The organism is uncultured Eubacterium sp. (genome assembly GCF_934295145.1).
In the GTDB taxonomy this organism is placed as follows: Bacteria; Bacillota; Clostridia; order Lachnospirales; family Lachnospiraceae; genus Eubacterium_I.
The window spans coordinates 58,872-83,188 of record NZ_CAKRAS010000002.1; the positions used below are offsets into that span (position 1 = coordinate 58,872).

Below are 24,317 nucleotides of genomic sequence, written 5' to 3' on the forward strand. Positions count from 1 at the left end.
CACACTTCTCCGGATACTCAAACCTTGATCTGCCTTATAATAAAAAGGCTGTAAAAACTCAAAAGAGTCTATCACAGCCTAGTATTATAACACACCTTATTAACTTTTTAAATACATAATCGCAAGTTTTATCCCTTTTCCCATAGGCCATAGCCTTTTGGTAAAACGACACTAAGTAAATCGCGCATTCTACTATACTGTTTCTGCCAGATAACTGATGCAACTGTGTGCTGCCACATTTCCCTCACCGACTGCTTTCGTATACTGATACGGGCGGCCGGTACAGTCTCCTGCTGCAAAACATCCCGGCAGATTCGTTTTCTGGGCACGATCTACTACGATGTGTCCATTCTCAATCTCAAGTCCCGGAATCAGTTTTGATGGTGCAATTGCATTGCGCAGACAGAAAACTCCATTCACTGCCAAAGTCTCGCCGCTTTTTAACGTAATTCCTGTCACCCGGTCAATGCCGTTTACTTCCACTGGGAAGTCTTTGGAAATCGTGACATTCTCTTTTTTTACCTGACTGTCTGAAAACAGTGGAAAATACGTTACTTTCGCGGCGAGATCTGCCAGGTATTCTACCTCATGCTCATATTTCGGATCATTACACAGCACTGCGATTTCCTTATCTTTGTAAAACATACCGTCACAGGTAGCACAATAGCTGACGCCTCTGCCAAGTAACTCGTCTTCACCCTTCAGTAGTTTTGCAGTCATCACGCCCATAGCAAGAATCAGTGTTTTTGCCTCGTAGACTTCATTGTCTGCCAGCACCATATAATAATTACCTGCTGCCATTACATTTGTCACGGTTTTTTCTGTAATGGTCAGACCAGCAGACTGTATATGATCCTCAAAATGTGCAAACAGTTCCTGTCCGGTTATCTCCGGAAATCCCGGATAATTTGTGATTTTTTCTGCTTTCTGCACTTTATCACTTAATTTTTCAGAACCAAACCATACAAAATTTTTTTTATAAGTTTGCAGATTCAGTGCCGCAGATAACCCTGCCGGACCAGTTCCGATAATCATACAATCATACATATTTCCTGCACCTCCGTGACTCTTTTTATACACCTGGAATCGTAATGAAGATTCCGAGTACACATTTTTATCATTTCCTTTATTTTATTGTTTATCCATTGTGGATTACACGTTCTTCCAGTTGTATCATAACTACCTCACATGGATTACCAAACCTTGGTATATCGGCCGTATTGGAAACTCCTGCGCTGACGATCATATTGTCATACTGACCATAAGCATAGCGTGGGAATAATCCCTGCCCCGGTGCGAAAACTGGAATACCTCGTTTTCTTCCGCCTCTGCTGAACAGACGCCACTGTCCGCCATGGGCGTGACCTGCCACGATCAATGCAAATGTATTCTGGTTCGTGTCTTTGATATATTTCGGATAATAATCCGGATGGTGACAGATTAGAATCTTCACTCCGTCTTTCTGCGAAAATTGCGCCAGCCATTCCAGATCATATCGGGTGGACATTCCGCCGATCCGCAGCTTCTGTCCTTTTACCGTCAGTTCGCAATCTTGATTATCCAGAAAAATTACCCCATGATCCTGAAAAAACTGCAAATCTTCTTCCGTATGATACCATTCATGATTCCCGACACCAAGCACCACCGGAGCCATTTTTAGCGCTTCTTCCAGAAAACGGTAGCCATTTGCCTTATCCCAGCGTTTTGTTTGTTCTCCGGAAGATGCAGAACCATCAACTTTCCGCACAATATTAAAAAACCAGGTGCGTGTGCGCGGAATCCCCTGCCATTCATCCATCTGTTCTACCGTCCATGGACTGACTGCCGGATCATGGCGCTCCATCAGGTCTCCCGCTACCAGAATCAGATCTGGTTGCTGTTGGCGTAAGATAGAAAGTGCTGTATCCGGACAGCGGTCGTGGACATCGGAAATCAGGGCGATGCGTATGCTGCCAGAAATTTGAGCAGAGATATTATACATTTTTGTAATTGTTTTGCTTTGTTTGTTACTTTTCATCAATTCAAAAACCTGCCACTTGATTAAATATAAGAAATTTTAACCTTACAAATCACAAAAACCACAGTTCTTCCTTCGTCGTCGATATTGCCGTTGCTCCTGCATCCAGCGCTGCGATAATATCCTCTTTATCAGAAATCAGACCCCCGGCGATCACTGGGACAGACAGTTTTCCTGTGATCTGGCGGATGACTTTCGGCATCACACCCGGCATCAGTTCCACGCAGTCTGGACGAATCGCTTTTGTGCACTTTTCCACATTTTCATAAGCTGCGGAATCAATGACAAAAAAGCGGTGCACCGTATATAAACCAAGTTCTTTTGCCCGGCGGATCTGTGGCTGTTTTGTGGAAATAATTCCATCCGCATTCGTTTCTTTCCGAATATAATCCACACTGATCTCCCTACTGGAAAGACCGTTCACCAGGTCCATATGTACAAAGGCAAACTTTCCTGCAGCTTTTACCTGATCTACGATTTCTGAAATGGTGCAGACATCTCCAAATAAAATAAAAACGATATCACTCTCGGACTGACAGCAGTGTGTCAGTCCTTCCATATCTCTTGCCGCCGCGATGACCGGGCAGTCTTCCAGTTGTTCCCGAAACGAATTCTGAAGCATACGCTATCCCTGCTTTCTGCTCTCTTTGTAATGCCATTCGTTTTCCATAATCCAGGATACAGGAAATAGCATCACAATTTATAAATCATCATTTTCGATTCATCGTTACTGACGTTTCTCTACGATAAACAGATAGCTTCCGTTTTTCTCCTGAATGCAGAATTCCTGCGCCAAACGAAACTGTGGATGCAGACGAAGCTGTTTTTTCACCAGTCCCATCTCCCGGGAGAAAAAGATCATACGGCCGTCCGAAGCCAGCACTTCATCGGATTTTTCAAAAAATCTGCGATACAATACGTCCAGTTCCGGTTTTGTCAGTTTTCCTGCCGGAAGGTCAGTCACGATCTCATCAAATTTATAGTCATGCACAAAATCAAAATAATCACGATTGATGTAATTCGTCTGCATTCCTGCAATCTTACTGTTTACTCTTGCCTTTTCAATCGCTTCCCCGAAAGTATCAATACCGTAAGCATTTCGCGCCGGAACAAGGAATCTTCGTTCTATCAGCAGTGTTCCAACACCACAAAACGGATCCAGAATCTGTGCATGTTCTTTCAGATATGGTTTCGCCAGTGCCATCAGCCCTGCTGCCATGGTCGGTTTCATGCTTGCTGCCACATAATATCTGCGGTAGTCAAAGCGGTGATCCGGCAGTGTGTACAGTTTCAACAGCGGTACATATACGCCTTCCCGGTTCTGAAGCAGGCGGATCTCCACCTCATAATGAGAAGTGGAGTTGATCAGCTGACGTGAAAAAGCGTCCTCGATGGCCGCAGACACACGCTTTGAAAATGCACTTCGTTCTTCCAGAGACATGACACCGGACACACCAATACGAAAATAAAACGGTGCATCTCCCTTATGTGTCTCTGTCAGTATCTGCATCAGATCAGATTCCGCCAGCTGCGCAGCCAGTGTTTCCGGCTCTGCGGAAAGCACGTTTTTCTCTGTCTGTGTATGGATGACAAATAACAGTTCCTGGATTGTTCGTATTTTCATAACTGTTTCAAAATCTGATACAATTGTCCGCGCACCAGATTTCAATACTTTTTTCTTTCCAATCACTTCTTCTGCCAGCACATCACGAAAAGCCGGTAAAGTCAGAAGCAGCACTTCGCTGGAACGGTTCCATCCGTTAAAAGTATGTTTTTTCACGTCTTTTTTCTGCAGGATCAGTTCCTGCAATGCATGAATCTCTGCCTGAATATGCTTTTTCTCTTCTTCCGTGGCCTCATAAACGACCAGTTCCTGAAGATGCTCCTCCAGCTTGGGCAGATACTCACTGCAATCGATCATGGATAAGGCCTGCACATAAGCTTCTTTGACAAACAATTTTTCCTCTTCCTCGTAGGCATCCATCAGCACATCCAGCGCATCCTGACAATGCAGTTCCCCGAGAATAGCTGCTGCATTTTTTCTAACCTTCGGATCCTCGTCCACCAGGCATTTCATGATCTCATCCAGACGGTTTCCTGTCATGATGAGAAACACCTTTTTCTTTGCATCATCTTTCAGTTCTTTTTTCAAAGTGATCAGACTTGCTCTGCGGTCTGTTCCTTTTTTTATTTTTTCATAAAGATCTCTCATCCGTTTTCATCTCCCGTCTCATAAACTTGCAGATAACTATCTACATCTTTTTTAAACTGTGTCCATGCATCCTCATGCTCCACATAATAGAGGGGACACAGTTTTCCGGTCACATCATAATGCCGGATCACATTTTCCGAAGTCAGTCCGAATTTGGCACACAGCCATGCTGTCAGTTTTATCACCGAATCGTAGGTTGCCTGTTCAAAGGAACCGTCCTCATTTTTATAACAGCATTCAATTGAAATCGTGTCACTGTTTCGGTCATTGGAGGCATAGGCAATCTCCGCAGTCGGAATGCATTGCACAATCTCGCCTTCCAGTCCCACTACAAAATGTGAACTTGCCTTTGTCGTATGTGTATCCTTCAGATTTTCAAAATAATTACGGTTCGCGATGGCAGTCGCCCCGGGATTTGCTGTGTAGTGAATGACAATGCCATTTACTTTCTCCAGTACCGATCCCGGCCGCGAATACGGATTTACTGTCAGAAGTTCCACGTCAAGATCCGGTTTGTTTTTGTCAATCTCTGACAACGTCACAAAGCTGTCTGAACTTGCAGTGGCAACTTTTTTCTGATGCCGCGTCACGCCAAAGATCACCAGCAGCACCAGTGCCAGAAGCCCCAGCGCCATCCAGAGTCTGGACATGTCATATCGTTTCTGCCTATTTCTTCGTTTTTTTCTCTTTGTTGTACTTTTCTGAGCCTTCTTCTGTGCTGCCATATGATCAATTCTTTACAAAATAATCTCTTGCAAGTTCCAAGGTCTGCGCCAACTGTTCCTCGGTATGTGCCGCAGAAAGGAACATTGCCTCAAACTGCGCCGGAGCCAGATAAATGCCGTGGTTCTGCATGTAATTACAATAATCAGCGTATGCCTTTGTATCGGAAGTTTTCGCTGTCTCATAATCATACACTTCCTGTGCGGTGCAGAACAGGCTTCCAAGAGAACAGATATGATTTACATGATATCCTTTTCCGCTCTCATCCACGATTTTCTGCAGTTCGGTGAAAAAACGGTCTGATTTCTCATTTAACTGTGTATAAACTTCCGGATGCTCTTTTAAGTAAGAAAGCTGTGCGATACCGGCTGCCATAGCCACCGGATTACCACTTAACGTTCCTGCCTGATACACAGCGCCCACCGGAGATACCATCTCCATGATCTCTCTGCGTCCGCCATATGCGCCCACCGGCATACCTGCGCCAATGATTTTTCCAAACGTCGTCAGATCTGGTGTCACACCAAAATAGCCCTGTGCGCCATCTCCCTGCATACGGAATCCTGTGATGACCTCGTCAAAGATCAGCAGGGAACCATATTTATCACAGATGTCACGCAATCCCTGCAAAAATCCAGGTTTTGGCGGAACGGTACCCATGTTTGCACCAACCGGCTCCACGATAATGGCAGCGATCTGCTCGCCATAGGTATCAAAACACTCCTGCACACTCTCCAGAGAGTTATAGTCCGCAGTTACCGTATCTGCGGTACAGCCTGCCGGAACGCCAAGAGACCCCGGAACACCTGCGGTCATCACGCCGGATCCTGCTTTTACAAGCAGTGCATCGGAATGTCCGTGATAACAACCGTTGAATTTGATGATCTTATCTCTGCGTGTAAAGCCACGGGCCACACGGATAGCACTCATAACAGCCTCTGTGCCGGAGTTTACCATACGCACCATGTCAATGGACGGTACCATACTGCACACCAGTTTAGCCATATCCACTTCGATGGATGTGGCTGCACCGTAACTTAAACCACGCTTTGCGTATTCCAGTACGGCATCCAGTACCAGCGGATGATTGTGTCCAAGGATCATCGGTCCCCAGGACCCAATAAAATCAATGTATTCGTTATCATCCTCGTCCCACATCAGCGCCTTATCTGCTTTTTTTATAAAACGCGGGGTAGAACCGATGGAACCGAAAGCACGAACCGGTGAATTTACGCCGCCTGGAATATACTGAACAGCTTCTTTAAAAAGAGCTTCTGATTTTCTGATCTCCATTATCCAATTCTCCCTTCATCCATGCACTTTGCAAGTTCTTCTGCGAAATAAGTAATATAAATATCCGTTCCTGCGCGGTAAGCAGACACTGCCATCTCACACATAATAGATTTTTCATCAATATAGCCTGCGGCTGCAGTTGTCTTTACCATAGAATACTCTCCGCTGACACTGTAAGCTGCCACCGGGATATCTGTCATATCTTTTACTTCACGGATCAGATCTCCATAAGCCATGGCCGGTTTTACCATAACAATATCTGCGCCCTCGATCACGTCCTGATCTACTTCTTTTAATGCTTCTCTGCGGTTATGGTAATCCATCTGATATGTTTTGCGATCACCAAATGCAGGTGCAGATTCTGCCGCATCACGGAACGGACCGTAAAATGCAGAAGCAAATTTTGCAGAATAAGCCATGATCGGTGTATTGATATAGCCATTTGCGTCCAAAACCTGGCGGATCGCACCAACTCTGCCGTCCATCATGTCAGACGGTGCTACCATGTCCGCGCCTGCCTGAACCTGAGACAATGCTGTTTTCTGCAGCAGTTCCAATGTTTTATCATTATCTACATCATGTCCGCAGAGCACACCGCAATGACCATGGGAAGTATACTCACACATGCACACGTCACCGATCATATACAGATCCGGGAACAGTTCTTTTGCCTTGCGGAATCCCTGCTGTACAATACCATCCTGTGCATAAGCACCGCTTCCCAGCTCATCCTTGTGATTTGGGATACCAAACAGCATGACACCGCCAATTCCGGCTTTTGTCAGCTCTTCTAATTTTTCTCCCATGCGGTCCACACTGTAACGGTATTGTCCCATCATGGATGGGATTGGATCTTTGATATTGGTTCCTTCTACGATAAACATCGGGTAGATCAGGGAAGATTTATCCATTCTGGTCTCCCGAACCATTTTTCTTAAATTTGGGCTTGTCCGCAGTCTGCGGGGACGATTGATCATTTCCATTTTAATTTCCTCCTGTCAAACCAATCTGTATGTTATATAGAGCTGTCTGATCTCCATATTTTTGAAAATATCTGTATATTTACTGTTGTTCCTTGATAGCTGAAACAATGGCTTCCACCGTAGCTTCCTTTGCCACGATCACATTAGAAAAACCGGCGTTTTCTGCCGCTGCCTTCGTCTGGACTCCAATGCAGACCGCCTGAAGATGACTGTAGTCTGCTCCGGCTGTCATTTTTGCAAATCCGCGCACCGTGGAAGCACTGGTAAATACTACCGTTGCATCTTCTTGCGTCAGATTCGGAAGTTCCAGCACCGGATTTTCCTTCTCTATGGTATCATAAATCGGCAAATCTGCAATCGTAACTTTTTTCTGTTTTGTAATTTCTTCCACAAGTTCCTGACTTCCGACCCTTGCCCGGGGAATCAGGATCCGGTCTCCGTCCTTGCAATCCGCTCCGATGCAGCGCCCCAAATGTGCCGCATCATACGTCTCCGGCATCAGATCTGCGATCAATCCGTACTTTTGCAGCTGCGCGGCTGTTCCAGCTCCGATCACGGCTATTTTTCCATTGGAAAACCGACGGATATCCAGATGTTTTTCCCGCAGCAGAGCAAAAAAGCAGTCCACACCAGATGGAGAAGTAAACACCAGATACTGATAGTTGTCCAAATTTTCCAGCACTGCTCCCTGCTCCGGCAGCGTCTTAGCGGAACATGGTGCAATGGCGATAGTTGGCAGCTCCAGCACTTCCGCACCAAGACTTCTTAATCTGGACGCAATCGGTGCCATGCGTTCCTTCGGGCGTGTCACAATAATTTTTCTGCCAAATAACGGCAGTTTCTCATACCAGGCAAATTCCCCGGACAAAGCACACACCTCTCCGATCACAATAATCGCCGGTGTCATCAACGGATGTGCTTTCACATCGTCTGCCAGTTTTTCCAGCGTACTCACGACTCTGCCCTGTCTTGATGTGGTTCCCCGGCTCAATAACGCAGCCGGTGTTTCTTTCGCTTTTCCCGCTCTCATCAGGCCGCCGCAGATGTCTTCCAGTGCAGAAACGCCCATAAGAAAGACCAGTGTTCCCTCTAGCTTCGCCAAGGTATCAAAATCCAGCTCCAGCGGTTCATCTTTTTTCTTATGTCCCGTAATGATATGCACGCTGGATGCAAAATCACGATGGGTGATTGGAATTCCGTTATAGGCCGCCACCGCAATGGCTGAGGTCACTCCCGGCACAACTTCAAAAGGAATGCCGTGCTCTGCCAGCAGCGTCAGTTCCTCCCCTCCGCGGCCAAACAGAAACGGATCTCCACCCTTTAAACGAACTACCCTTTTTCCTTCCTGCGCTTTTTTTAACAGCAGGCAATTCATCTCCTCCTGTGGCATCGTATGATTTCCAGAACGCTTTCCTGCATCGATTTTTTCTGCTGATTCCGGCATCATCAGTAAGATACTGTCTCCCACCAGACGATCATAGACAACAACTTCCGCCTGTTCCAGGACACGTTTTGCTTTTACTGTCAGAAGTTCCGCATCCGACGGACCGGCTCCCACCAGCCAGACTTTCCCCTGATTCATTTATCTTTCCTCCTGTTTTTTCAACATCACTATTTCATAATTTACCCATTTCTGTTTCTTAAGAAGAAATGTATTTCTCTGCTCAGATTGCAGTTAACTGCTTTAATCTGCGTGCCAGCACAATTCCCAGTTTCTCTGCCTCAGATACCGGCGCTTTCTGTATCTCTTTTACCGTTTTTCCACTGCATTCCTCGTAATACAATCCGCGCAGCACAACGACATCTCCATCCACCTCTGCATACGCTGCAATCGGAGAAGAACATCCCCCATCCAGTTCACGGATAAATGCACGTTCACACACAGATGTGATACGGCTTTTCTCCGAGCAGAATTCCTGCAAAAATGTGTAATCCTCACCGATACGTCCCTGCAGCGCAAGTACACCCTGACCTGCCGCCGGGATCATTTCATCTACTGAAAAATACCGACTGATCCTCTGTTCCAATCCCAACCGCTTCAGTCCTGCAGCAGCCAGAATCGTTGCCGCATAATTTCCGGAATCCACCTTTGCCAGACGGGTGTATACATTACCGCGGATCGGCGCAAATGTAGCTTGCGGATACATTGCCTGAAACTGTAACATTCTGCGCCGGCTGGAACATCCCACCGGCTTTGAGAAATCAATTTCTGTCACACCTTCCGGCAGTACAAGTACATCCCTGGGATCTTCCCTCTCAGAAAAACCGAGCAACGGAAGTTCTTCCGGAATTTCTGCCGGCATATCCTTCAGACTGTGTACCGACAGATCGCTGCGTCCATCCATCAGCGCCGCATCCAGTTCCTTTACAAACAGTCCTTTACCGCCTATTTTGTCCAGATTACGATCAAGGATCTTATCACCGGTTGTCTTCATGGTGACAAGTTCCGGCTCATACTCCGGACAGTTTTCTTTTATATAATCTATGACCATCTCACTCTGCACGACTGCGAGACGGCTCTCTCTGCTTCCAATTCGAATCTGTTTCACTGCCATCCCTCCATATTTCTTTTTTTGTCCGCTCAGAATTCTCTTTCAAAAATTCTGAAACGTATTCATCCCATTCTCTTATTCCAGATTGTCACTATTCAGAGCTCATCCGCATTTTTCTGTAAATCTGCTTGCCTCTGAATAGTTACTCCAGATTGTAATTTTCCGTCTCAAGTACCTCACGGATCTGCGCACTGACTTTCCGAACTTTTCTGTGATCACCATTGTTTGAAGTGATTCCGACCACAAGTTCTTCCGTCTCTGCCAGTGCCGGAAAACGGAAATCACACAGGGTCTGATCCGAAGCCACATTGACCCACACATGATGCATTTTACATGCTTCCCAGATCCTTTGATCTGTTTCCCCGCTGTCTGTCGCTGTCAGCACCAGATCATAATCTGTCACTTGTTCCGGATCACATGTTTTCTGTTCTAAATGCAGATGCTCCGTTCCATACTGCTGCTGCAGTTTCTGAAACTCCTCCCGCATCTGTGGTGCCACAACGGTGATGACTGCGCCAAACCGCAGTAGCGCAGACACTCTGCGCAGTGCGATGCTGCCCGCACCGGCCACAAGTACCTTTTTCCCTGTCATATCAATAAAAAATGGAAAATATCTGCTTTCCATTCTGTTTTACTCCTTTTCCCACACCTGTTCCAGCGCATCAAGACATTCCCGCATAACGTCTGTATCCGCATGATCCCGCACACCGAAAAGCATCTTCTGAAATACCTTTGCGGCAGTCTGCTCCACTGCATCCGCCAACTGATGACAGGTTTCCGGGGACAGATTCATCTCATGGAACGTCTTTCCCATGCGCCAGCTTACATCCTGTGCCGCCAGTGTGCCAAGTTCCCGGATCTCCGGAATCATATCTTTGCACTCGTACCAGGAAGTAAACTCTGTCACTTCCTCTTCCACCAGCTTCTGTGCTGCTGCAATCTGTACTTTCTGTGCTTCTGAAACGCCGGCTCCGGTCTGAAAATCATCAATATTAAATACTTCTGCCTGCTCCAGATCACCAATTTCCGGATCAATATCCCTTGGCACTGCCAGATCGATAAACGTCAGTTTATGACCATATGGTAATCCCTGGATTCCGTCTTTTTCCAATGTCAGATTTGGGCTTGCCGTGGCAGAAACCACATAGCGGCACTCCGGGATTTTTATATAACGTTCCCCGTAATGGATACGCTCACAGCCCTCCGGAATCTGCACTTCTCCGCTATGATACTGACGCACCGTCACCGTCACATTTGCACCGCGCTCCTGAAAGGCCCGGGCCGTCAGTCTTCCCATCTCACCATTTCCGATAACGAGACATTCCTGTCCTTCAAAACAGTATCCCTGCTCTTCTAACTGACATAATGCCGCTGCAATGGCAGATGTATTTCCTTTCGGGATTGCCACCTGAGTTTTTATTTTTTTCCCGATGGTGACAGCCATACGAAACAATGTTTTCAACACAGTATCTGCCACATCACAAAGTCTTGCATATTCCAGTGCATCCCGCACCTGGGTCAGGATCTGATCCTCCCCGATAATTCTTGATTTGAGACCACCGGTCAGCAGAAAAAGATGTCTGACTGCCTCCTCACCGCTTCTGTTGCAAAACAGTGTTTTCAAATGTGACTGATCTGCTTTTGGAATCTCTCTGACATGACAGACCAGGCTGTACAGATCCAGTTCTGTTTCCAGTGATACATATAATTCTGTCCGGTTACAGGTAGACAGCAACACGCAGCCATCCACGCCCTGCTGCCGGATGACTGCCTCCATTAATTCTTTTTGCTTCACTTTGGTCATTGAAAACAGCTCCCGCTCCGCAACCGTCGCTCTGCTGTGGTCAATTCCTATCATCTGTATCTTTATCATCGTTTCTTTGCACCTCTGCTGCTGTCAAGATCATATAATAAGGCATTACAGATTGCTGCTGCCACATTGCTTCCGCCTTTTCTGCCTCTTGCCACAATGTACGGCGCACCACTCTCCATGATGAGTTCTTTTGCCTGTACCACATTCACAAATCCCACAGGAACACCGATGATCAGTGCCGGAGCAACTTTTCCTTCCATGATCAGTTCATGCAGGCGGATCAGTGCGGTAGGTGCATTTCCCACTGCAAAGATCAGCGGTCCCGGAAGTGATGCTGCCTTGTCAATGCTTGCCGCTGATCTGGTACATCCCCGTTCTTTTGCAACAGCCGCCACATCCTCATCTGAAATAAAATTGTATGCCTGTCCACCGAGATTTTCCAGGGCACGTTTGTTAATGCCAGACCAGGCCATTTTCGTGTCCGTAATAATGCTTGCTCCCTGCAGCAGGGCTTCCTTTGCCCGCTCCAGCGCATCCTCAGAAAAAGTCAGTGTCTGCGCATAGTCAAAATCTGCACTTGTATGGATCACACGTTTGATGATGTGTGCTTTATCCTCCGGCAATTGAATTCCCATCTCTTCGAGTTCCTGCCCGATGATCTCCATACTTCTTTTTTCTATATCCATTGGTTTTACATGTTCAAACTCCATTTTTCGTCTCCTCATATACTACCATCTATCTGTTATATCTGAATGCTGCCTGAATCTGTACGCACAGTTCCCACTGCATTCTGTACTTATTGCAGTCCATTTTCCAGAATCCGGTAAATGGCATCCATATCCAGATGCTGACGCAGAATATCCGCCATCTTATCATACTGTGTCTCTTTATAAGTTGCGTAATCCACCTGAGCCAGTCCTTCCGGATCTATGCCCTTTCGCTCTGCCAGGGCACGCACCACTGCATTTACCACGTCCATACTGTCAAAAATGCCATGTACATAGCTTCCGTACACATTTTCGCCCATGGCACCTTCTGTTTTTATCTCTGACTGTGCCACATTCGTATCATGAATAACGGTCAGTGATTCCGTTCCTGCTGCACGGATGCTTTGTCCCATATGAATCTCATATCCGGTAAAAGCCACATTGGAAAGCCCTGCCAATATGCCGGTTACAGTTCCAAAGGTACCATTCACCCGGGTTCTTGTCTTTTCATCAGTAAAAACAGTCCGCATCGGAAGCAGGCCCATACCACGCATACTGCCGCCTTCTTCCACACCATTCGGATCATCCAGAAATTCTCCCAGCATCTGATAACCGCCACAAATGCCAAATACCGGGCAGCCTGACGCATATGCCTTCAGCACGGAAGCCTCAACACCCGACTGACGCATCCATGTCAGATCGTGCATGGTATTTTTTGTGCCCGGAAGCAGGATCAGATCCGGATGCCCCAGCTGTGCCGCTCTGGACACATAGCGTACGGACACACCCGGAATGCTTTCAAATATGTTAAAATCCGTAAAATTAGAAATACGGGGCAGACGGATCACTGCGATATCGATCTGAGCAACTTCCTTATGACTACTCATCCGCTCGCTTAAGCTGTCCTCATCCTCCACATCAATATCCATGTACGGAGCCACACCAACCACCGGCCGGTCACAGATGTTTTCTAGCATCTCAATTCCCGGATCCAGAATCGTTTTATCCCCACGGAATTTATTGATGATCAGTCCTTTTACGATCTTTTTTTCCTCTTCTTCCAGCAGCATCATCGTTCCCGCCAACTGTGCGAACACACCGCCACGATCTATATCGCCCACCAGAAGCACTGGAGCTTTTGCCATCTTTGCCATTCCCATATTGACGATATCATCATTTTTCAGATTGATTTCCGCCGGAGAGCCTGCGCCCTCGATCACAATGATATCTGCCTGTTCTTCCAGTGCATGATAAGCTTTCATAATATCCGGAACCAGCTGCTTTTTGTATTTAAAATAATCTCTGGCACTCATGGTAGAAAGTACTTCTCCATTGACGATCACCTGAGAGCCGGTATCATTTGTTGGTTTTAACAAAATCGGATTCATCAGAACGGAAGGCTCGATTCCTGCTGCCTCCGCCTGCATGACCTGGGCCCGCCCCATCTCAAGCCCCTCTCTCGTAATAAAAGAATTCAGTGCCATGTTCTGGGATTTAAAAGGTGCCACCCGATAGCCATCCTGTTTAAAAATCCGGCAAAGGCCTGCCGCCAGCAGACTTTTTCCTGCATTTGACATGGTTCCCTGTATCATAATTGCTTTTGCCATCTATATCCCCCTCTTCTCTGGTAAAATTTCCCGCAGTGCTTTTAAAAATGCCTGATTGTCCGCTTCTCCCCGCACGGCGATCCTGAAAAATTCTTCCCGCAGTCCATCATAATTTCCGCAGTTTCGGATCATAAATCCCATCTGCCGCATAGCAGTTTCAAAGCCTGGTTCCGCACGGAAAAAGATATAATTTGCCGCGGAACCGTATACTTTCAGACCTGCCGCAGTCAATCCTTCTAAAAGTACCGCTTTCTGCTCTGCCATCAGTTTCCGGCTTTTCTTCACAAACTCTGTTTCTTTCACAGCTGCAATGCCCGCCGCCTGCGCCGGCACCGACACATTCCATGGCTGAGACACCTGCTCCATTTTCCGGATCAGTTCCACATCACTGCAGATACCGTATCCCAAGCGAAGTCCTGCCATGCCATACATTTTTGTAAACGCCTTTAATAAAAAAATCTTCGGATTTTCCGCTACCAGCGGCAATAATGTATGTGCCATGCCATCTTCCAGGAAATCATGAAAACACTCATCCATCAAAAGACAGGTTCCTGTTTTCGTACACCGGATAGCAATCTGCTCTGACAGCTTCTGATCAATGAGTTGTCCCGTCGGATTATTCGGATTGCACAGCACTACCACATCTGTGTCTTTTTGAATCTGCTCCAGAAACTCCTCCTGCAGTTGGAAATCCTCGTCTTCCCGCAGCGTCACTTTCCTCAGATGACAGTCCACACTTTCCAATGCCTGCCGATACTCATAAAAAGATGGTACCGGAAGCAGTGCTTCCTTCGGCTTTAACGCCAATACAAAAGAAAAAATCACATCTGCCGCACCATTACCGCAGAAAATCCATTCTGTCGGAACGCCCTCCTTTTTTGCAATGGCCGCTTTCAGTACTTCACACTCAGGATCCGGATACCAGACCGACGCGTCTATGGCATCTTTTGCCGCCTGTCTGACGCTCTCCGGCATTCCAAGGAAATTTATATTTGCAGAATAATCCACCAGCCCCTGATTGCGATAGATATCTCCGCCATGCTTATGCATTGGCCTCACCTCGTTTCTTATATAGAATTACACGGATTGCTCTGCGCTTTTCTTCAGCAAAGAACCAGCACAAGAAGCTTTATCCCATTAAACACGATCATTCCCAGGGCACTTGCCGCATAAAGTAACCGGTTTGCCCGGGCGATATCCGCAATTTCCACTGGCCGTATCGGATCCCCGATCGTCGGTTTCTCATGTTTTTTTCCAAAATACCAGGCATCTCCTGCCAGCTGAACCTGCAGTGCTCCCGCCATGACCGCCTCGGTCTGCGCAGAATTCGGACTTGCATGGCACAGACGGTCTCTCTTAAAAATCTTCCATGCATTTTTTCCATCCAGCTTCACAAGCGGAGCTGCCAGAATCATCAGGATTCCCGAAATTCTTGACGGAATGAAATTCAACACATCATCGAATTTTGCTGCCGCCCGTCCAAAATACAGGAATTTGTCATTTTTGTAACCAACCATAGAATCCATGGTATTGACCGCCTTATAAAAATAACCCAGTACCGGCCCACCGATCATCATATAAAACATCGGTGCCAGAATACCATCGGAAGTATTCTCCGCCACGGTTTCCACCGCCGCTTTTACCACACCGGTTTCTGTCAGATCTTTCGTATCCCGACCCACGATCATGGATACGGCATACCGGCCGGCCTCCAGTCCTTCTGTTTCCAGCGCTTTGGCCACTTTCATGCTCTCTGTCTTCAGTGATTTTGTCGCCAGGATCGTATAGCACATATACGTCTCAACCGCAAATCCAAGCCAGAACCAAATACGGTAACACACAAGCAGTAAAACAAGCGGAATTGCTGTGGAAATCCCGGTCACAAGAATCACCAGCAGCACCCCCGCCGCCAGATCCTTCTGTTCACTTTTTCCTGTTCGCAGTCTCTTTTCAAAAAAAGAAATCATATTTCCGATAAAACAAATGGGATGCCACATCCCATGGGGATCTCCGATGATGAGATCCAGCACATAGCCGGCCACAAGGGCCGCAATCGTTGCATACATGTACATCATTTTATTTTATGCGGGTTCCAATTCCACAGGTGACACGGTATACCGCCTCCGCCTGTTTCGCCAGTTCACAGGTCAGACGCCCGGTGCGCTCCCTCCATGCCCGCTCAAAAGCATCCATGGGAACAACACCGCATCCCAATTCATTGCACACGATGATCTGGTCCGGATCCTGTTCTAACTTCTCCCGCAACTCCTCTTCTATATTTCGCTCCGCCTTCATGCAGTCCTTTACCCATACATGAAACTGTGAAAACAGGGTGACTTCTCTCCCAGCCTGTTTCTGCTGTTCCAGAAGTGTTCCCGCAAATGCGGTTTTCCCCTGATAAGCCCCACCAATGACAAGTATCATATTTCAAATACCTCCTTCGCATCTCAGTCAAATTCAAGTGTTCCACTTCTACAAATAGTGACTGGTAACAAATCTGCAGATTTCTACTGCAAAATCACCACATATGCCATGACAAGCTCACAGATCTGCAGGAAAAAGCCCTGAATATCTCCTGTAATGCCGCCAAATTTCTTCATAGCCATCCGTCTGCAGCAAAGGCAGACAATCACAGCTGACGCTGACGCCGTTGCCCCGCGCGCCGGATCCAGCCAGATCATAGCCGCCATACAGATTGCTGCTTCCACTACCAGAATGATTCTGCAGCGTTTCTGGTCTGCCGCCTGAGCAAAAGTCGCTGCCAGACCACTGTTTTTTGCACAATGAAACGTGCAGATTCCAAAGCCGCTCAATGCCCTGCTTAGGAAAAATCCCAAAGCCAGTACGCTGATGTCTTCCGGTACAGCCTCTGTCCAGATACCAAAAAGTGCCAAAAAATATCCACAGCACACAATAATGGCAAATGCTCCGGCATGAGAATCTTTTAATATCTCCAACCGGCGCTCCATGGGCTGCCAGGAACTCAAAGCATCCGCCGTATCAAGCAATCCATCCAGATGGATCCCGCCTGTAACAAGCACCGGAATCAGCACTGAAACAGCTGCCTTTAAGATGATTCCGATTCCAAGCAGATCACTGACCAGAAACCAGAGCCACACCAAAACTCCAACTGCCGCACCGATCCACGGAAAAAAGCAGAGCGTGTTTTTCATATTTTTTTCGTTCCACTCGATCTGTGGCATTGGTACCTTGGAATACATGGAAAACGCAACCACGATACTTTCCAGAATAATCATACTCTCACGCTCCTTGTCACAACCGTTCTGTCGTATTCTTTCCCTTTGATACAAATCGGAATGCCACACACTACTTCGAACACACAATCCGCCATGGCTGCCGCTTCCTGATTTAGCTGACCAAGGATTTTCAGATACTGCTCTGTCTCCGGATCGTATTCCACCCCGTCGGAAAAAATATCATTGCTGACAATGACCAGGTGTTTCGCCTGTCCGGCCAGATAATGCAACCCTTCTTTCAGAACTTCTTCACAGGAATATCCACGTCCGTCCGGGGCGAACACTTCATTTGCCACCAGATTCGACATACATTCCAACAACGCCGTACATTCTTGTGGCAGACAGATATCCTCCATGTGTGTGCCCTGCTCAATGGTCTCAAATCCCTTGCCGCTTCTGGCTTTTCTATGTTTTTTCACACGGGCATGGCTCTCTTCATCATAGGCCTGCATGGTTGCAATATAACGTTTTTTGTGCGCCGGCAGCTTCATGCAGATACTTTCCGCAAACTCTGACTTTCCGCTGCCGCTGCCCCCCATTACCAATACAATCATTTTTATACTTCTTTCTGTTCTCTTCCTTTCAGCCAAAAATAGTTCTAACTCAATGGCTGATATTCCTCTATATCTGCCTGCATGAAGGTACTCATTTTATGATAAATATCCGATGCAAAATCCAAAATCGGAAATAACGCAACTGCGCCGCTTCCCTCTCCTAGTCTCATCCCGCAGGTGAGAAATGCATCTTTATTCAGTGTCTCCAGCAAAATATTTGCCCCCGGTTCCTCTGAAACGTGGGAAGCCAGAATATAATCTGCGCACTCCGGCACCAGCCGTACTGCCGTCAGAGCCGCCACCTGAGAGATGAATCCGTCCATGACCACCGGCATCTGTAACGCAGCCCCACCAAGAAACAGACCACACATTCCGGCAATGTCAAACCCGCCGACTTTTGCCAGCACATCCAATGGATCCTTCGGATCCGGCTGATTGCAGGCAATTGCTTTTTTGATCGCCTGAATTTTGCGCTGCAGGCCGTCTGTGGAAAGTCCTGCGCCACGGCCGGTCACTGTCTCCACGTCCAATCCAAGGTATACTGCTGTCATAGCACTGCTCGTGGTCGTATTTCCGATTCCCATCTCGCCGGTTGCCAGCACCTCATATCCTTCGGCCTTTAATTCTTCTGCCCTGGCAATTCCAACTTCAATCGCTGCAATTGCCTGTTCCCGGGTCATCGCTGGTTTTTTCGTCATATTTTCCGTTCCATAAGCGATTTTTCGTTTTTCCACCCGTGGTGTGTCGATGGACATTCCGATATCTACCGGACAGATTTTTGTATTCGCCCGTTTGCACATAATAGCCACACAGGACTTCTCATCCAGAAAATTTTCTGCCACGGTAGCGGTCACTTCCTGCCCGCACTGGGTCACGCCTTCTTCTACAACGCCATTGTCCGCACACATGATCACCAGTGCTTTCCGATCAATATGTACGTCTCCTGTACGCTGAATGCCTGCAATCTGAATAACTGCCTTCTCCAGCCGGCCGAGACTTCCCAGTGGTTTTCCAAGGCTGTCCCAGTGTTTTTTTGCCGCCTCCATAGCTTTTTCATCCACGGGTTGAATTTTTTCTATCGTCTCTTCCAGTGTCATCTGTCATACCTCCTGCATGCTTCCACAAAATTTGCCGCAAATCTCGGATTGGAATAATAATATAGATGTGGAAATCCTGCCGCATACACGTTTCCTGCCTGTATACACTCCCATCCCCTGCTTCGCTTCGGTTTTGTCGCATAAAATGCCGCTCCGTTTTCTGTACTGTCAAAATAGTGGAATTCATGTGCTTTGATCCGCTCCCCATTTTTACAGAGCATCTGATCCTCCTTCGCGGTCAATTCTACATAACCGAACCGGCCAAGTTTTCCGGTATAATATGCATTTCCTTTTAAAACACCGGCCATCGGCCATCGGCAGGTCTGCATGTCTTCCATAGATTCATGCAGATACATAAATCCGCCGCATTCTGCCAGATAGGGCATTCCTGCTGTGATTTTTTCCCGGATATCCCTGCGCATGCTCTCATTCTCACTCAGCTGCTTCGCATACAGTTCCGGATAACCGCCTCCGATCAGCAATCCCTGCAGATTTTCCGGAAGTTTCTGGTCATGCAATGGCGAAAAAAAGACTGTTTCCGCTCCCAGCATCCGCAACAGATCCAGATTATCCTCATAATAAAAACAAAATGCTTCGTCTTTTGCCACGCCGATACGCAGTGTTTCTGCCGATAACGCTTTTACCTGTGCACTCTGCTCCTGATATTCTCGTGGCAAAAACTGTTCCAGCGGTGTCCACGTAAAATCCGGTGCATCTTCTGCAAGACGAATGATAGCCTCCAGATCAAGGGTATCTGTCAGAATCTCTGCAAGTTTTTCAATCCGCTCCTGCAGATCCGTCAGTTCTGCCGGTGTCACAAGTCCAAGATGCCGGCTCTCAATGACACATTCTGTCACCTTTGGCACGAATCCCAGCACCGGAATCCCACATCTTTCTTTGATGACCGGTTCCAGCTGTCGGCACATAAATTCTGACGTCTGATTCAGGATCACACCACCGATATGTGATTCCGGCTGCATCTGCATAAATCCCTGAATCAAGGCTGCCACCGACAGACTCATTCCCCGCATATTTACCACCAGAATAACCGATGTATCTGTCACATCCGCCAGTTCCCAGGAAGAGGCCGTCAGTGTAACCCCTGCCACGCCGTCATAAAATCCCATGACACCTTCCATCACTGCCAGGTCTGCCTGCTGCGCATGGGTGCCAAACAATGTTCGGGTCAGCTCCCGACCAGAAAAATAGGTATCCAGATTCCGGGACGGTACTCCAAGCACTCTTGTATGAAATAACGGATCAATATAATCCGGTCCACATTTAAAAGATGCCAGATTTCGTCCTTTATTTTTCAATGCCTGCAGCAGTCCACAGGTAATCAGCGTCTTCCCACTGCCACTGTTTGGCGCCGCCAGCATAATACGCGGTATCTTCATTTTGCCACTCCCCCCTTTCTGCTTTTTACTCCCCCTGCTTTCTTCCTCCAAAAGAAATCACATAAACGGGATTCTGTCCCATCATCAGATGATACTGCCCCAGTTTCTTTGATTTTGATATATTCACAGAAGCGATGTCTGCATCCAAAATGCCCCACTCCTGCAAAAGCGCAGTGATCTCCGCCAGTGTCTCCAGTGCGATACAGTTGACCACAATACGGATCTGCGGATTTTTTTCCCGCAATAATCCGATAATTTCTCTCATATTTCCACCTGTTCCGCCCAAAAATGCATGGGTCGGTATCGGCAGTCCCTCAAAAGCCTCCGGTGCTTTTCCATGAATGATCTGAAGATTGGAAACGCCGAATTTTTTCTGGTTTTCCCGAATCAGTTCTGCCGCTTCTTCCTTCTGCTCAATCGCATATACCATGCCCTGATCCGCCATGCGGGCTGCTTCGATGGATACAGAACCGGTTCCGGCTCCCACATCATAGATAATGGAATCCTCACAGAGCTGCAGCTTTGACAGGGAAATACTGCGCACTTCCTCTTTCGTCATCGGCACTTTTGCCCGGATAAAAGCCTCATCCGGAATGCCATGGGTAATAACCGGTGCGGCATGCTCTTTTTTCTCCAACAGCACCACACTGACGCCTGCCGAATCGTAATTCTGAAAATCCACCGGTGTTCCGGTTGTGATCTGTTCCTCCGGATAACTCAGGTTCGTTCCCACCGACATGGAAACTTCATTCATTTCATAGGTTAAAAGAAGTTCTGCCAGTTCCCTGATACTCTTTGCATCAGAAGCCAGTGTAAACACTTTTCTGCTTTTTTTCAGTGCAGCCAGCAAATTCATCTGTCGTCCGTGCATACTTGTCAGCAGCATATCATCCCAGGATGTCTGCAGTTTTGCTGCAAAATACACTCCACTGGAAATACCACAGATCAGATGCAACGGATACTCTGCCAGCGCATCTGTCAGCTTCTTCGCACCGCTGTAAAATCCAACGTCTCCCGACAAAGCGATCACAATGTGCCGATATTCCGAATGAGTTCTGATATATTCTGCAATCTCTGTACTCAGATACATGGAAACCATCTGTTTTTGTACAATAATTTCTGCCGATTTTTGTTCAGCATCTTTTCGACAGATTTCCCAGTTCTTCAGACTCTCCTGCACCGCCTCCAGCATCCGTTTTGCACCGATGATGCAGTCTGCCTGTTCACAGGTCAGAAATCCTTCCAATGTCATAGTCTCCGGTGTTCCCATACCAATACCAAGCAGCGTGATCTCCGGCTTTTCTGCTTTCTTCATTTCACTTTCGTTTTGCACAGTTTTCTGTGCTTTATCTTTTTTCGAATGATCAGGATCTGTTTCCAATACGGTTTCTGTCTGACCTTCTTCCCGCAGGATCAGCTGCTCTACTTCCTGCATGGAATACCCGCTTTCCTGCACCGGACGCCGGATTACCACGCAGGTCGCCCCCGCCTCTTTTGCCGCCTGCACTTTATCTGCAAAGCCTCCGGCCGCACCGGATTCCTTTGTCAGTAAAAAAGATGCATTTGTTTCCTGCAGCAGCGTCACATTCATATTTTTTGAAAACGGCCCCTGCATACAGATCAGCTGTTTTTTCGGTAGGCCGATCCGTTCTGCCGTTGTAAAGGCTTCTGCCTGGGGCAGTACTCTTGCATACAGACGGTCTGTGTCCGAAATCCGCTCAGTAATCTCCGGCAGTTCTTTTAAACCTGTCGTCAGTAAAATATTTCCCTGCTGGGTCTCCAGCCAGTCTACTGCCTCCTGACAAGTTGCAAAGGACACGATATGATCAAATTCTGACAAATCCAAAGTCTCACGCTGCAGACGGACATAACGCATTCCCGCCGCTTCGCAGGCCTTTCTGATATTTGCGGTTACTTCCACCGCATGTGGATGCGTTGCGTCAATAACTGCCTTCAAGCCGTCTGACATCCGTTCACGGATCTGATGCTCCATTTCGGCTGCATCCATACGTCCGGTATGTACCTGCACATATTCCGAAGTTTCTGATTCTAATAACTCTTCTCCGTATTCTGTTGCCACACAGATTTCCGCATATATCTGATGATCCTTCAAAAATCCTGCCAGCTGTCGTCCCTCGCTCGTTCCGGCAAACACCAGCCAGGCTGTCTGCTTTCTCATATCCGATATCCCCTCGGTGTCACCATGCATCCATTGATTTCTTTTGTCTGGGAGTTTCCAATGAACACTGTAGTAAACATATCTACTTTCAGATCCCGTAATTCTTTTAATGTGTAAATGTGTTTTTCCTCGCCGTCACGGCCAATCTGGCTGACAGTTGCGCACACCAGTGTCTCCGGCTGATACTGCAGGATCAAATCACATGCTTTCTGCAGATAGTCATGCCGTTTTTTGCTGGATGGGTTATACAGACAGATAACAAAATCTGCTTCAGCCGCTGCCAGCAGACGTTTTTCAATCTTTTCCCATGGTGTCAGCAGGTCACTGAGACTGATCAGGGCAAAATCATGGATCAGTGGTGCACCAAGTACTGCCGCTCCACCGATGGCCGCTGTCACACCCGGCACACACTCTACTTCCACATCCGGATATTCCTGGCCGATTTCCAGCATCAGTCCGCTCATGCCATACACGCCGGCATCTCCACTGCAGATCATGGCTGTTGTCTTTCCTTCTTCTGCCTTTTCAAATGCCATCCGGCAACGCTCTACTTCCTGTTTCATTGGTGTGGTCAGGAATTCTTTTCCTGCAAAATGCTCCTGCACCAGATCCACATATACAGTATAGCCGATGATCACATCACAGGATTCCAATGCTTTTACGGCACGGATCGTCATCTGTTCATATGCGCCCGGTCCAATTCCAACTACATATATTTTCTTCACGATAGTTCTTCCTCCCAATATAACTTTATCACTCACATCTGATGGTGTTCTGATTCTGTCTCAGTATTTTTCCATCCACAGATTCCTCGAACATGTTCTGATTCAATAATGCCACGGTAACTCCATTTTCAGCCTGTTTTCTGCAGATCCAGTCAGGATGTTCCCGCCGTTCTTCCGGCAATGCCGCCACCGCTGCACGTTCACACACATTTCCGACACCAGTTGTTCTTTTTACAAAATCAGAAACCGGATATTCCCCCGGAACTGCAAGTAATTCTTCTGCAGAAAAAGTCTCAAACGGCACCTTCCATGCCGCTGCCAGCTGACAGATTGCCGGTTCTTCCGCTTTCAGATCAATGGATGCGATTTTACAGATACTCTCCGTATGGATCTGACAGGAATCCAGCACTTGCCTTACCTGTGAAAAAAGTTCCTTTGGATTCTTATTTTTCCTACATCCGATACCAAGAATCACGGTCTGCGGCACCAATACCAGAACATTCTCCGGCCATCCGCCATGAACAGACACTACAATGCCTGCAATCTGCTCTGTTTTTCTCTGATCTGACGCTTCCAGAAAATCCTCTTTTTCCTCAAAACGCAAATATTCTTCCGGCCAGTCTCCCTTGATCTTCACACCTGGTTCCGCATAAAACGGAAGTTTTTTCCCGGTCACAAACACCGCAGCCGCATATTTGGCAAGCACGCGGTCCATGATTCGCAGTTTCTGATTCTGCGCCCACACATCCACGGCCAGCCGTCCATTGACGTCCGAAGCCGTGGTGATCACAGGATCTGCTCCGATGCCATCTGCCACAAGAACCGCCCATGCATTGCCGCCGCCCAGATGCCCGGACAGCAGCGAGATTACATGCACACCGCACTCGTCTGCCACAAGAACCGCCGGATCACAGTATTTGTTACACACAAAAGGCGCAATGGTGCGCACTGCAATTCCGCAGGCGCCAATAAAGATCAACAACTCAGACTGTGAAAAAACGTCCTGACACCAGGATTGCAGTCCATCTTTCACTGACTGTAAACCTTCCGCAGCATATTTTTCTGCAATCTGCTTTTTCCCACTGTATAAAACAACTTCTGTATGTTCCAGTCCGCGCAGCGACTCCCGTATCCGGCAGGACAGCACATAACCATTCTCTGTAAAGGATATGATTCTGACTCTGTTCATCACACTTCCGCT

General features: G+C 47.4%; 23 protein-coding genes. All 23 read right to left on the minus strand.

What is annotated here, in order from left to right:
• Positions 1-192: 192 nt before the first annotated feature.
• On the minus strand, positions 193-1,047 hold the full coding sequence (locus Q0I54_RS00760) for an NAD(P)/FAD-dependent oxidoreductase (protein WP_296115622.1): 855 nt from the start codon (positions 1,045-1,047) through the stop codon (positions 193-195).
• A gap of 91 nt (positions 1,048-1,138) precedes the next feature.
• Positions 1,139-2,017, minus strand: a complete 879-nt coding sequence (locus Q0I54_RS00765) for a metallophosphoesterase (protein WP_296115624.1) — start codon at positions 2,015-2,017, stop codon at positions 1,139-1,141.
• 52 nt (positions 2,018-2,069) lie between these two features.
• Positions 2,070-2,639 carry a glycerol-3-phosphate responsive antiterminator gene (locus tag Q0I54_RS00770; protein ID WP_296115625.1) on the minus strand — a complete coding sequence of 190 codons (570 nt, stop codon included), beginning with the start codon at positions 2,637-2,639 and terminating at the stop codon, positions 2,070-2,072.
• 105 nt (positions 2,640-2,744) lie between these two features.
• Positions 2,745-4,229, minus strand: a complete 1,485-nt coding sequence (locus Q0I54_RS00775; protein ID WP_296115626.1) for a HEAT repeat domain-containing protein — start codon at positions 4,227-4,229, stop codon at positions 2,745-2,747.
• The gene (locus Q0I54_RS00780) at positions 4,226-4,954 is read right to left on the minus strand and encodes an N-acetylmuramoyl-L-alanine amidase family protein (protein ID WP_296115627.1); all 729 of its coding nucleotides are present in this window, start codon (positions 4,952-4,954) and stop codon (positions 4,226-4,228) included. The genes Q0I54_RS00775 and Q0I54_RS00780 overlap by 4 nt, the downstream gene beginning before the upstream one ends.
• A gap of 4 nt (positions 4,955-4,958) precedes the next feature.
• Positions 4,959-6,245 carry a glutamate-1-semialdehyde 2,1-aminomutase gene (gene hemL, locus Q0I54_RS00785; RefSeq protein WP_367270762.1) on the minus strand — a complete coding sequence of 429 codons (1,287 nt, stop codon included), beginning with the start codon at positions 6,243-6,245 and terminating at the stop codon, positions 4,959-4,961.
• Positions 6,245-7,228 carry a porphobilinogen synthase gene (hemB, locus tag Q0I54_RS00790; RefSeq protein WP_296115628.1) on the minus strand — a complete coding sequence of 328 codons (984 nt, stop codon included), beginning with the start codon at positions 7,226-7,228 and terminating at the stop codon, positions 6,245-6,247. Before hemB ends, hemL begins: the two co-directional genes overlap by 1 nt.
• 79 nt (positions 7,229-7,307) lie before the next feature.
• Complete coding sequence (cobA, locus tag Q0I54_RS00795; protein WP_296115630.1) at positions 7,308-8,810, minus strand: uroporphyrinogen-III C-methyltransferase; 1,503 nt, start codon at positions 8,808-8,810, stop codon at positions 7,308-7,310.
• An 82-nt stretch (positions 8,811-8,892) separates the two neighbouring features.
• A complete protein-coding gene (gene hemC, locus Q0I54_RS00800; protein ID WP_367270763.1) occupies positions 8,893-9,783 on the minus strand; it encodes a hydroxymethylbilane synthase in 891 nt (296 codons plus the stop codon).
• 139 nt (positions 9,784-9,922) lie between these two features.
• Positions 9,923-10,405, minus strand: a complete 483-nt coding sequence (locus Q0I54_RS00805) for a bifunctional precorrin-2 dehydrogenase/sirohydrochlorin ferrochelatase (protein ID WP_296115633.1) — start codon at positions 10,403-10,405, stop codon at positions 9,923-9,925.
• 6 nt (positions 10,406-10,411) lie between these two features.
• Positions 10,412-11,653 carry a glutamyl-tRNA reductase gene (gene hemA, locus Q0I54_RS00810; protein WP_296115634.1) on the minus strand — a complete coding sequence of 414 codons (1,242 nt, stop codon included), beginning with the start codon at positions 11,651-11,653 and terminating at the stop codon, positions 10,412-10,414.
• The gene (locus tag Q0I54_RS00815; RefSeq protein WP_296115635.1) at positions 11,650-12,303 is read right to left on the minus strand and encodes a precorrin-8X methylmutase; all 654 of its coding nucleotides are present in this window, start codon (positions 12,301-12,303) and stop codon (positions 11,650-11,652) included. The genes hemA and Q0I54_RS00815 overlap by 4 nt, the downstream gene beginning before the upstream one ends.
• An 86-nt stretch (positions 12,304-12,389) precedes the next feature.
• On the minus strand, positions 12,390-13,907 hold the full coding sequence (locus Q0I54_RS00820) for a cobyric acid synthase (RefSeq protein ID WP_296115637.1): 1,518 nt from the start codon (positions 13,905-13,907) through the stop codon (positions 12,390-12,392).
• Positions 13,908-14,957 carry a histidinol-phosphate transaminase gene (locus tag Q0I54_RS00825; RefSeq protein WP_296115640.1) on the minus strand — a complete coding sequence of 350 codons (1,050 nt, stop codon included), beginning with the start codon at positions 14,955-14,957 and terminating at the stop codon, positions 13,908-13,910.
• Positions 14,958-15,010: 53 nt separating this feature from the next.
• A complete protein-coding gene (gene cbiB, locus Q0I54_RS00830; RefSeq protein ID WP_367270764.1) occupies positions 15,011-15,982 on the minus strand; it encodes an adenosylcobinamide-phosphate synthase CbiB in 972 nt (323 codons plus the stop codon).
• A gap of 1 nt (position 15,983) precedes the next feature.
• On the minus strand, positions 15,984-16,331 hold the full coding sequence (locus Q0I54_RS00835; protein WP_294784302.1) for a bifunctional adenosylcobinamide kinase/adenosylcobinamide-phosphate guanylyltransferase: 348 nt from the start codon (positions 16,329-16,331) through the stop codon (positions 15,984-15,986).
• Positions 16,332-16,414: 83 nt separating this feature from the next.
• Complete coding sequence (locus Q0I54_RS00840) at positions 16,415-17,164, minus strand: adenosylcobinamide-GDP ribazoletransferase (protein ID WP_296115643.1); 750 nt, start codon at positions 17,162-17,164, stop codon at positions 16,415-16,417.
• Positions 17,161-17,718 carry a bifunctional adenosylcobinamide kinase/adenosylcobinamide-phosphate guanylyltransferase gene (locus tag Q0I54_RS00845; RefSeq protein WP_294784298.1) on the minus strand — a complete coding sequence of 186 codons (558 nt, stop codon included), beginning with the start codon at positions 17,716-17,718 and terminating at the stop codon, positions 17,161-17,163. The genes Q0I54_RS00840 and Q0I54_RS00845 overlap by 4 nt, the downstream gene beginning before the upstream one ends.
• Before the next feature lie 44 nt (positions 17,719-17,762).
• On the minus strand, positions 17,763-18,815 hold the full coding sequence (cobT, locus tag Q0I54_RS00850) for a nicotinate-nucleotide--dimethylbenzimidazole phosphoribosyltransferase (RefSeq protein WP_296115645.1): 1,053 nt from the start codon (positions 18,813-18,815) through the stop codon (positions 17,763-17,765).
• Positions 18,812-20,212, minus strand: coding sequence for a cobyrinate a,c-diamide synthase (locus tag Q0I54_RS00855; RefSeq protein ID WP_296115647.1), 1,401 nt, complete (start codon positions 20,210-20,212; stop codon positions 18,812-18,814). Before Q0I54_RS00855 ends, cobT begins: the two co-directional genes overlap by 4 nt.
• A gap of 25 nt (positions 20,213-20,237) precedes the next feature.
• Complete coding sequence (cobK, locus tag Q0I54_RS00860) at positions 20,238-22,391, minus strand: precorrin-6A reductase (protein ID WP_296115649.1); 2,154 nt, start codon at positions 22,389-22,391, stop codon at positions 20,238-20,240.
• Positions 22,388-23,116: a precorrin-3B C(17)-methyltransferase gene (gene cobJ / locus Q0I54_RS00865; protein ID WP_296115650.1), complete on the minus strand. Its 729-nt coding sequence runs from the start codon at positions 23,114-23,116 to the stop codon at positions 22,388-22,390. The genes cobK and cobJ overlap by 4 nt, the downstream gene beginning before the upstream one ends.
• A 28-nt stretch (positions 23,117-23,144) precedes the next feature.
• A complete protein-coding gene (locus Q0I54_RS00870; protein ID WP_296115652.1) occupies positions 23,145-24,305 on the minus strand; it encodes a cobalt-precorrin 5A hydrolase in 1,161 nt (386 codons plus the stop codon).
• Between the last annotated feature and the right edge of the window lie 12 nt (positions 24,306-24,317).

Bases quoted from the DNA above. Each gene is read 5' to 3' on its own strand.
- Q0I54_RS00760 (WP_296115622.1), bottom strand. From the start codon at position 1,047: ATGTATGATTGTATGATTATCGGAACTGGTCCGGCAGGGTTATCTGCG.
- Q0I54_RS00765 (WP_296115624.1), bottom strand. From the start codon at position 2,017: ATGAAAAGTAACAAACAAAGCAAAACAATTACAAAAATGTATAATATC.
- Q0I54_RS00770 (WP_296115625.1), bottom strand. From the start codon at position 2,639: ATGCTTCAGAATTCGTTTCGGGAACAACTGGAAGACTGCCCGGTCATC.
- Q0I54_RS00775 (WP_296115626.1), bottom strand. From the start codon at position 4,229: ATGAGAGATCTTTATGAAAAAATAAAAAAAGGAACAGACCGCAGAGCA.
- Q0I54_RS00780 (WP_296115627.1), bottom strand. From the start codon at position 4,954: ATGGCAGCACAGAAGAAGGCTCAGAAAAGTACAACAAAGAGAAAAAAA.
- hemL (WP_367270762.1), bottom strand. From the start codon at position 6,245: ATGGAGATCAGAAAATCAGAAGCTCTTTTTAAAGAAGCTGTTCAGTAT.
- hemB (WP_296115628.1), bottom strand. From the start codon at position 7,228: ATGGAAATGATCAATCGTCCCCGCAGACTGCGGACAAGCCCAAATTTA.
- cobA (WP_296115630.1), bottom strand. From the start codon at position 8,810: ATGAATCAGGGGAAAGTCTGGCTGGTGGGAGCCGGTCCGTCGGATGCG.
- hemC (WP_367270763.1), bottom strand. From the start codon at position 9,783: ATGGCAGTGAAACAGATTCGAATTGGAAGCAGAGAGAGCCGTCTCGCA.
- Q0I54_RS00805 (WP_296115633.1), bottom strand. From the start codon at position 10,405: ATGGAAAGCAGATATTTTCCATTTTTTATTGATATGACAGGGAAAAAG.
- hemA (WP_296115634.1), bottom strand. From the start codon at position 11,653: ATGATAAAGATACAGATGATAGGAATTGACCACAGCAGAGCGACGGTT.
- Q0I54_RS00815 (WP_296115635.1), bottom strand. From the start codon at position 12,303: ATGGAGTTTGAACATGTAAAACCAATGGATATAGAAAAAAGAAGTATG.
- Q0I54_RS00820 (WP_296115637.1), bottom strand. From the start codon at position 13,907: ATGGCAAAAGCAATTATGATACAGGGAACCATGTCAAATGCAGGAAAA.
- Q0I54_RS00825 (WP_296115640.1), bottom strand. From the start codon at position 14,957: ATGCATAAGCATGGCGGAGATATCTATCGCAATCAGGGGCTGGTGGAT.
- cbiB (WP_367270764.1), bottom strand. From the start codon at position 15,982: ATGATGTACATGTATGCAACGATTGCGGCCCTTGTGGCCGGCTATGTG.
- Q0I54_RS00835 (WP_294784302.1), bottom strand. From the start codon at position 16,331: ATGATACTTGTCATTGGTGGGGCTTATCAGGGGAAAACCGCATTTGCG.
- Q0I54_RS00840 (WP_296115643.1), bottom strand. From the start codon at position 17,164: ATGATTATTCTGGAAAGTATCGTGGTTGCGTTTTCCATGTATTCCAAG.
- Q0I54_RS00845 (WP_294784298.1), bottom strand. From the start codon at position 17,718: ATGATTGTATTGGTAATGGGGGGCAGCGGCAGCGGAAAGTCAGAGTTT.
- cobT (WP_296115645.1), bottom strand. From the start codon at position 18,815: ATGACACTGGAAGAGACGATAGAAAAAATTCAACCCGTGGATGAAAAA.
- Q0I54_RS00855 (WP_296115647.1), bottom strand. From the start codon at position 20,212: ATGAAGATACCGCGTATTATGCTGGCGGCGCCAAACAGTGGCAGTGGG.
- cobK (WP_296115649.1), bottom strand. From the start codon at position 22,391: ATGAGAAAGCAGACAGCCTGGCTGGTGTTTGCCGGAACGAGCGAGGGA.
- Q0I54_RS00870 (WP_296115652.1), bottom strand. From the start codon at position 24,305: ATGAACAGAGTCAGAATCATATCCTTTACAGAGAATGGTTATGTGCTG.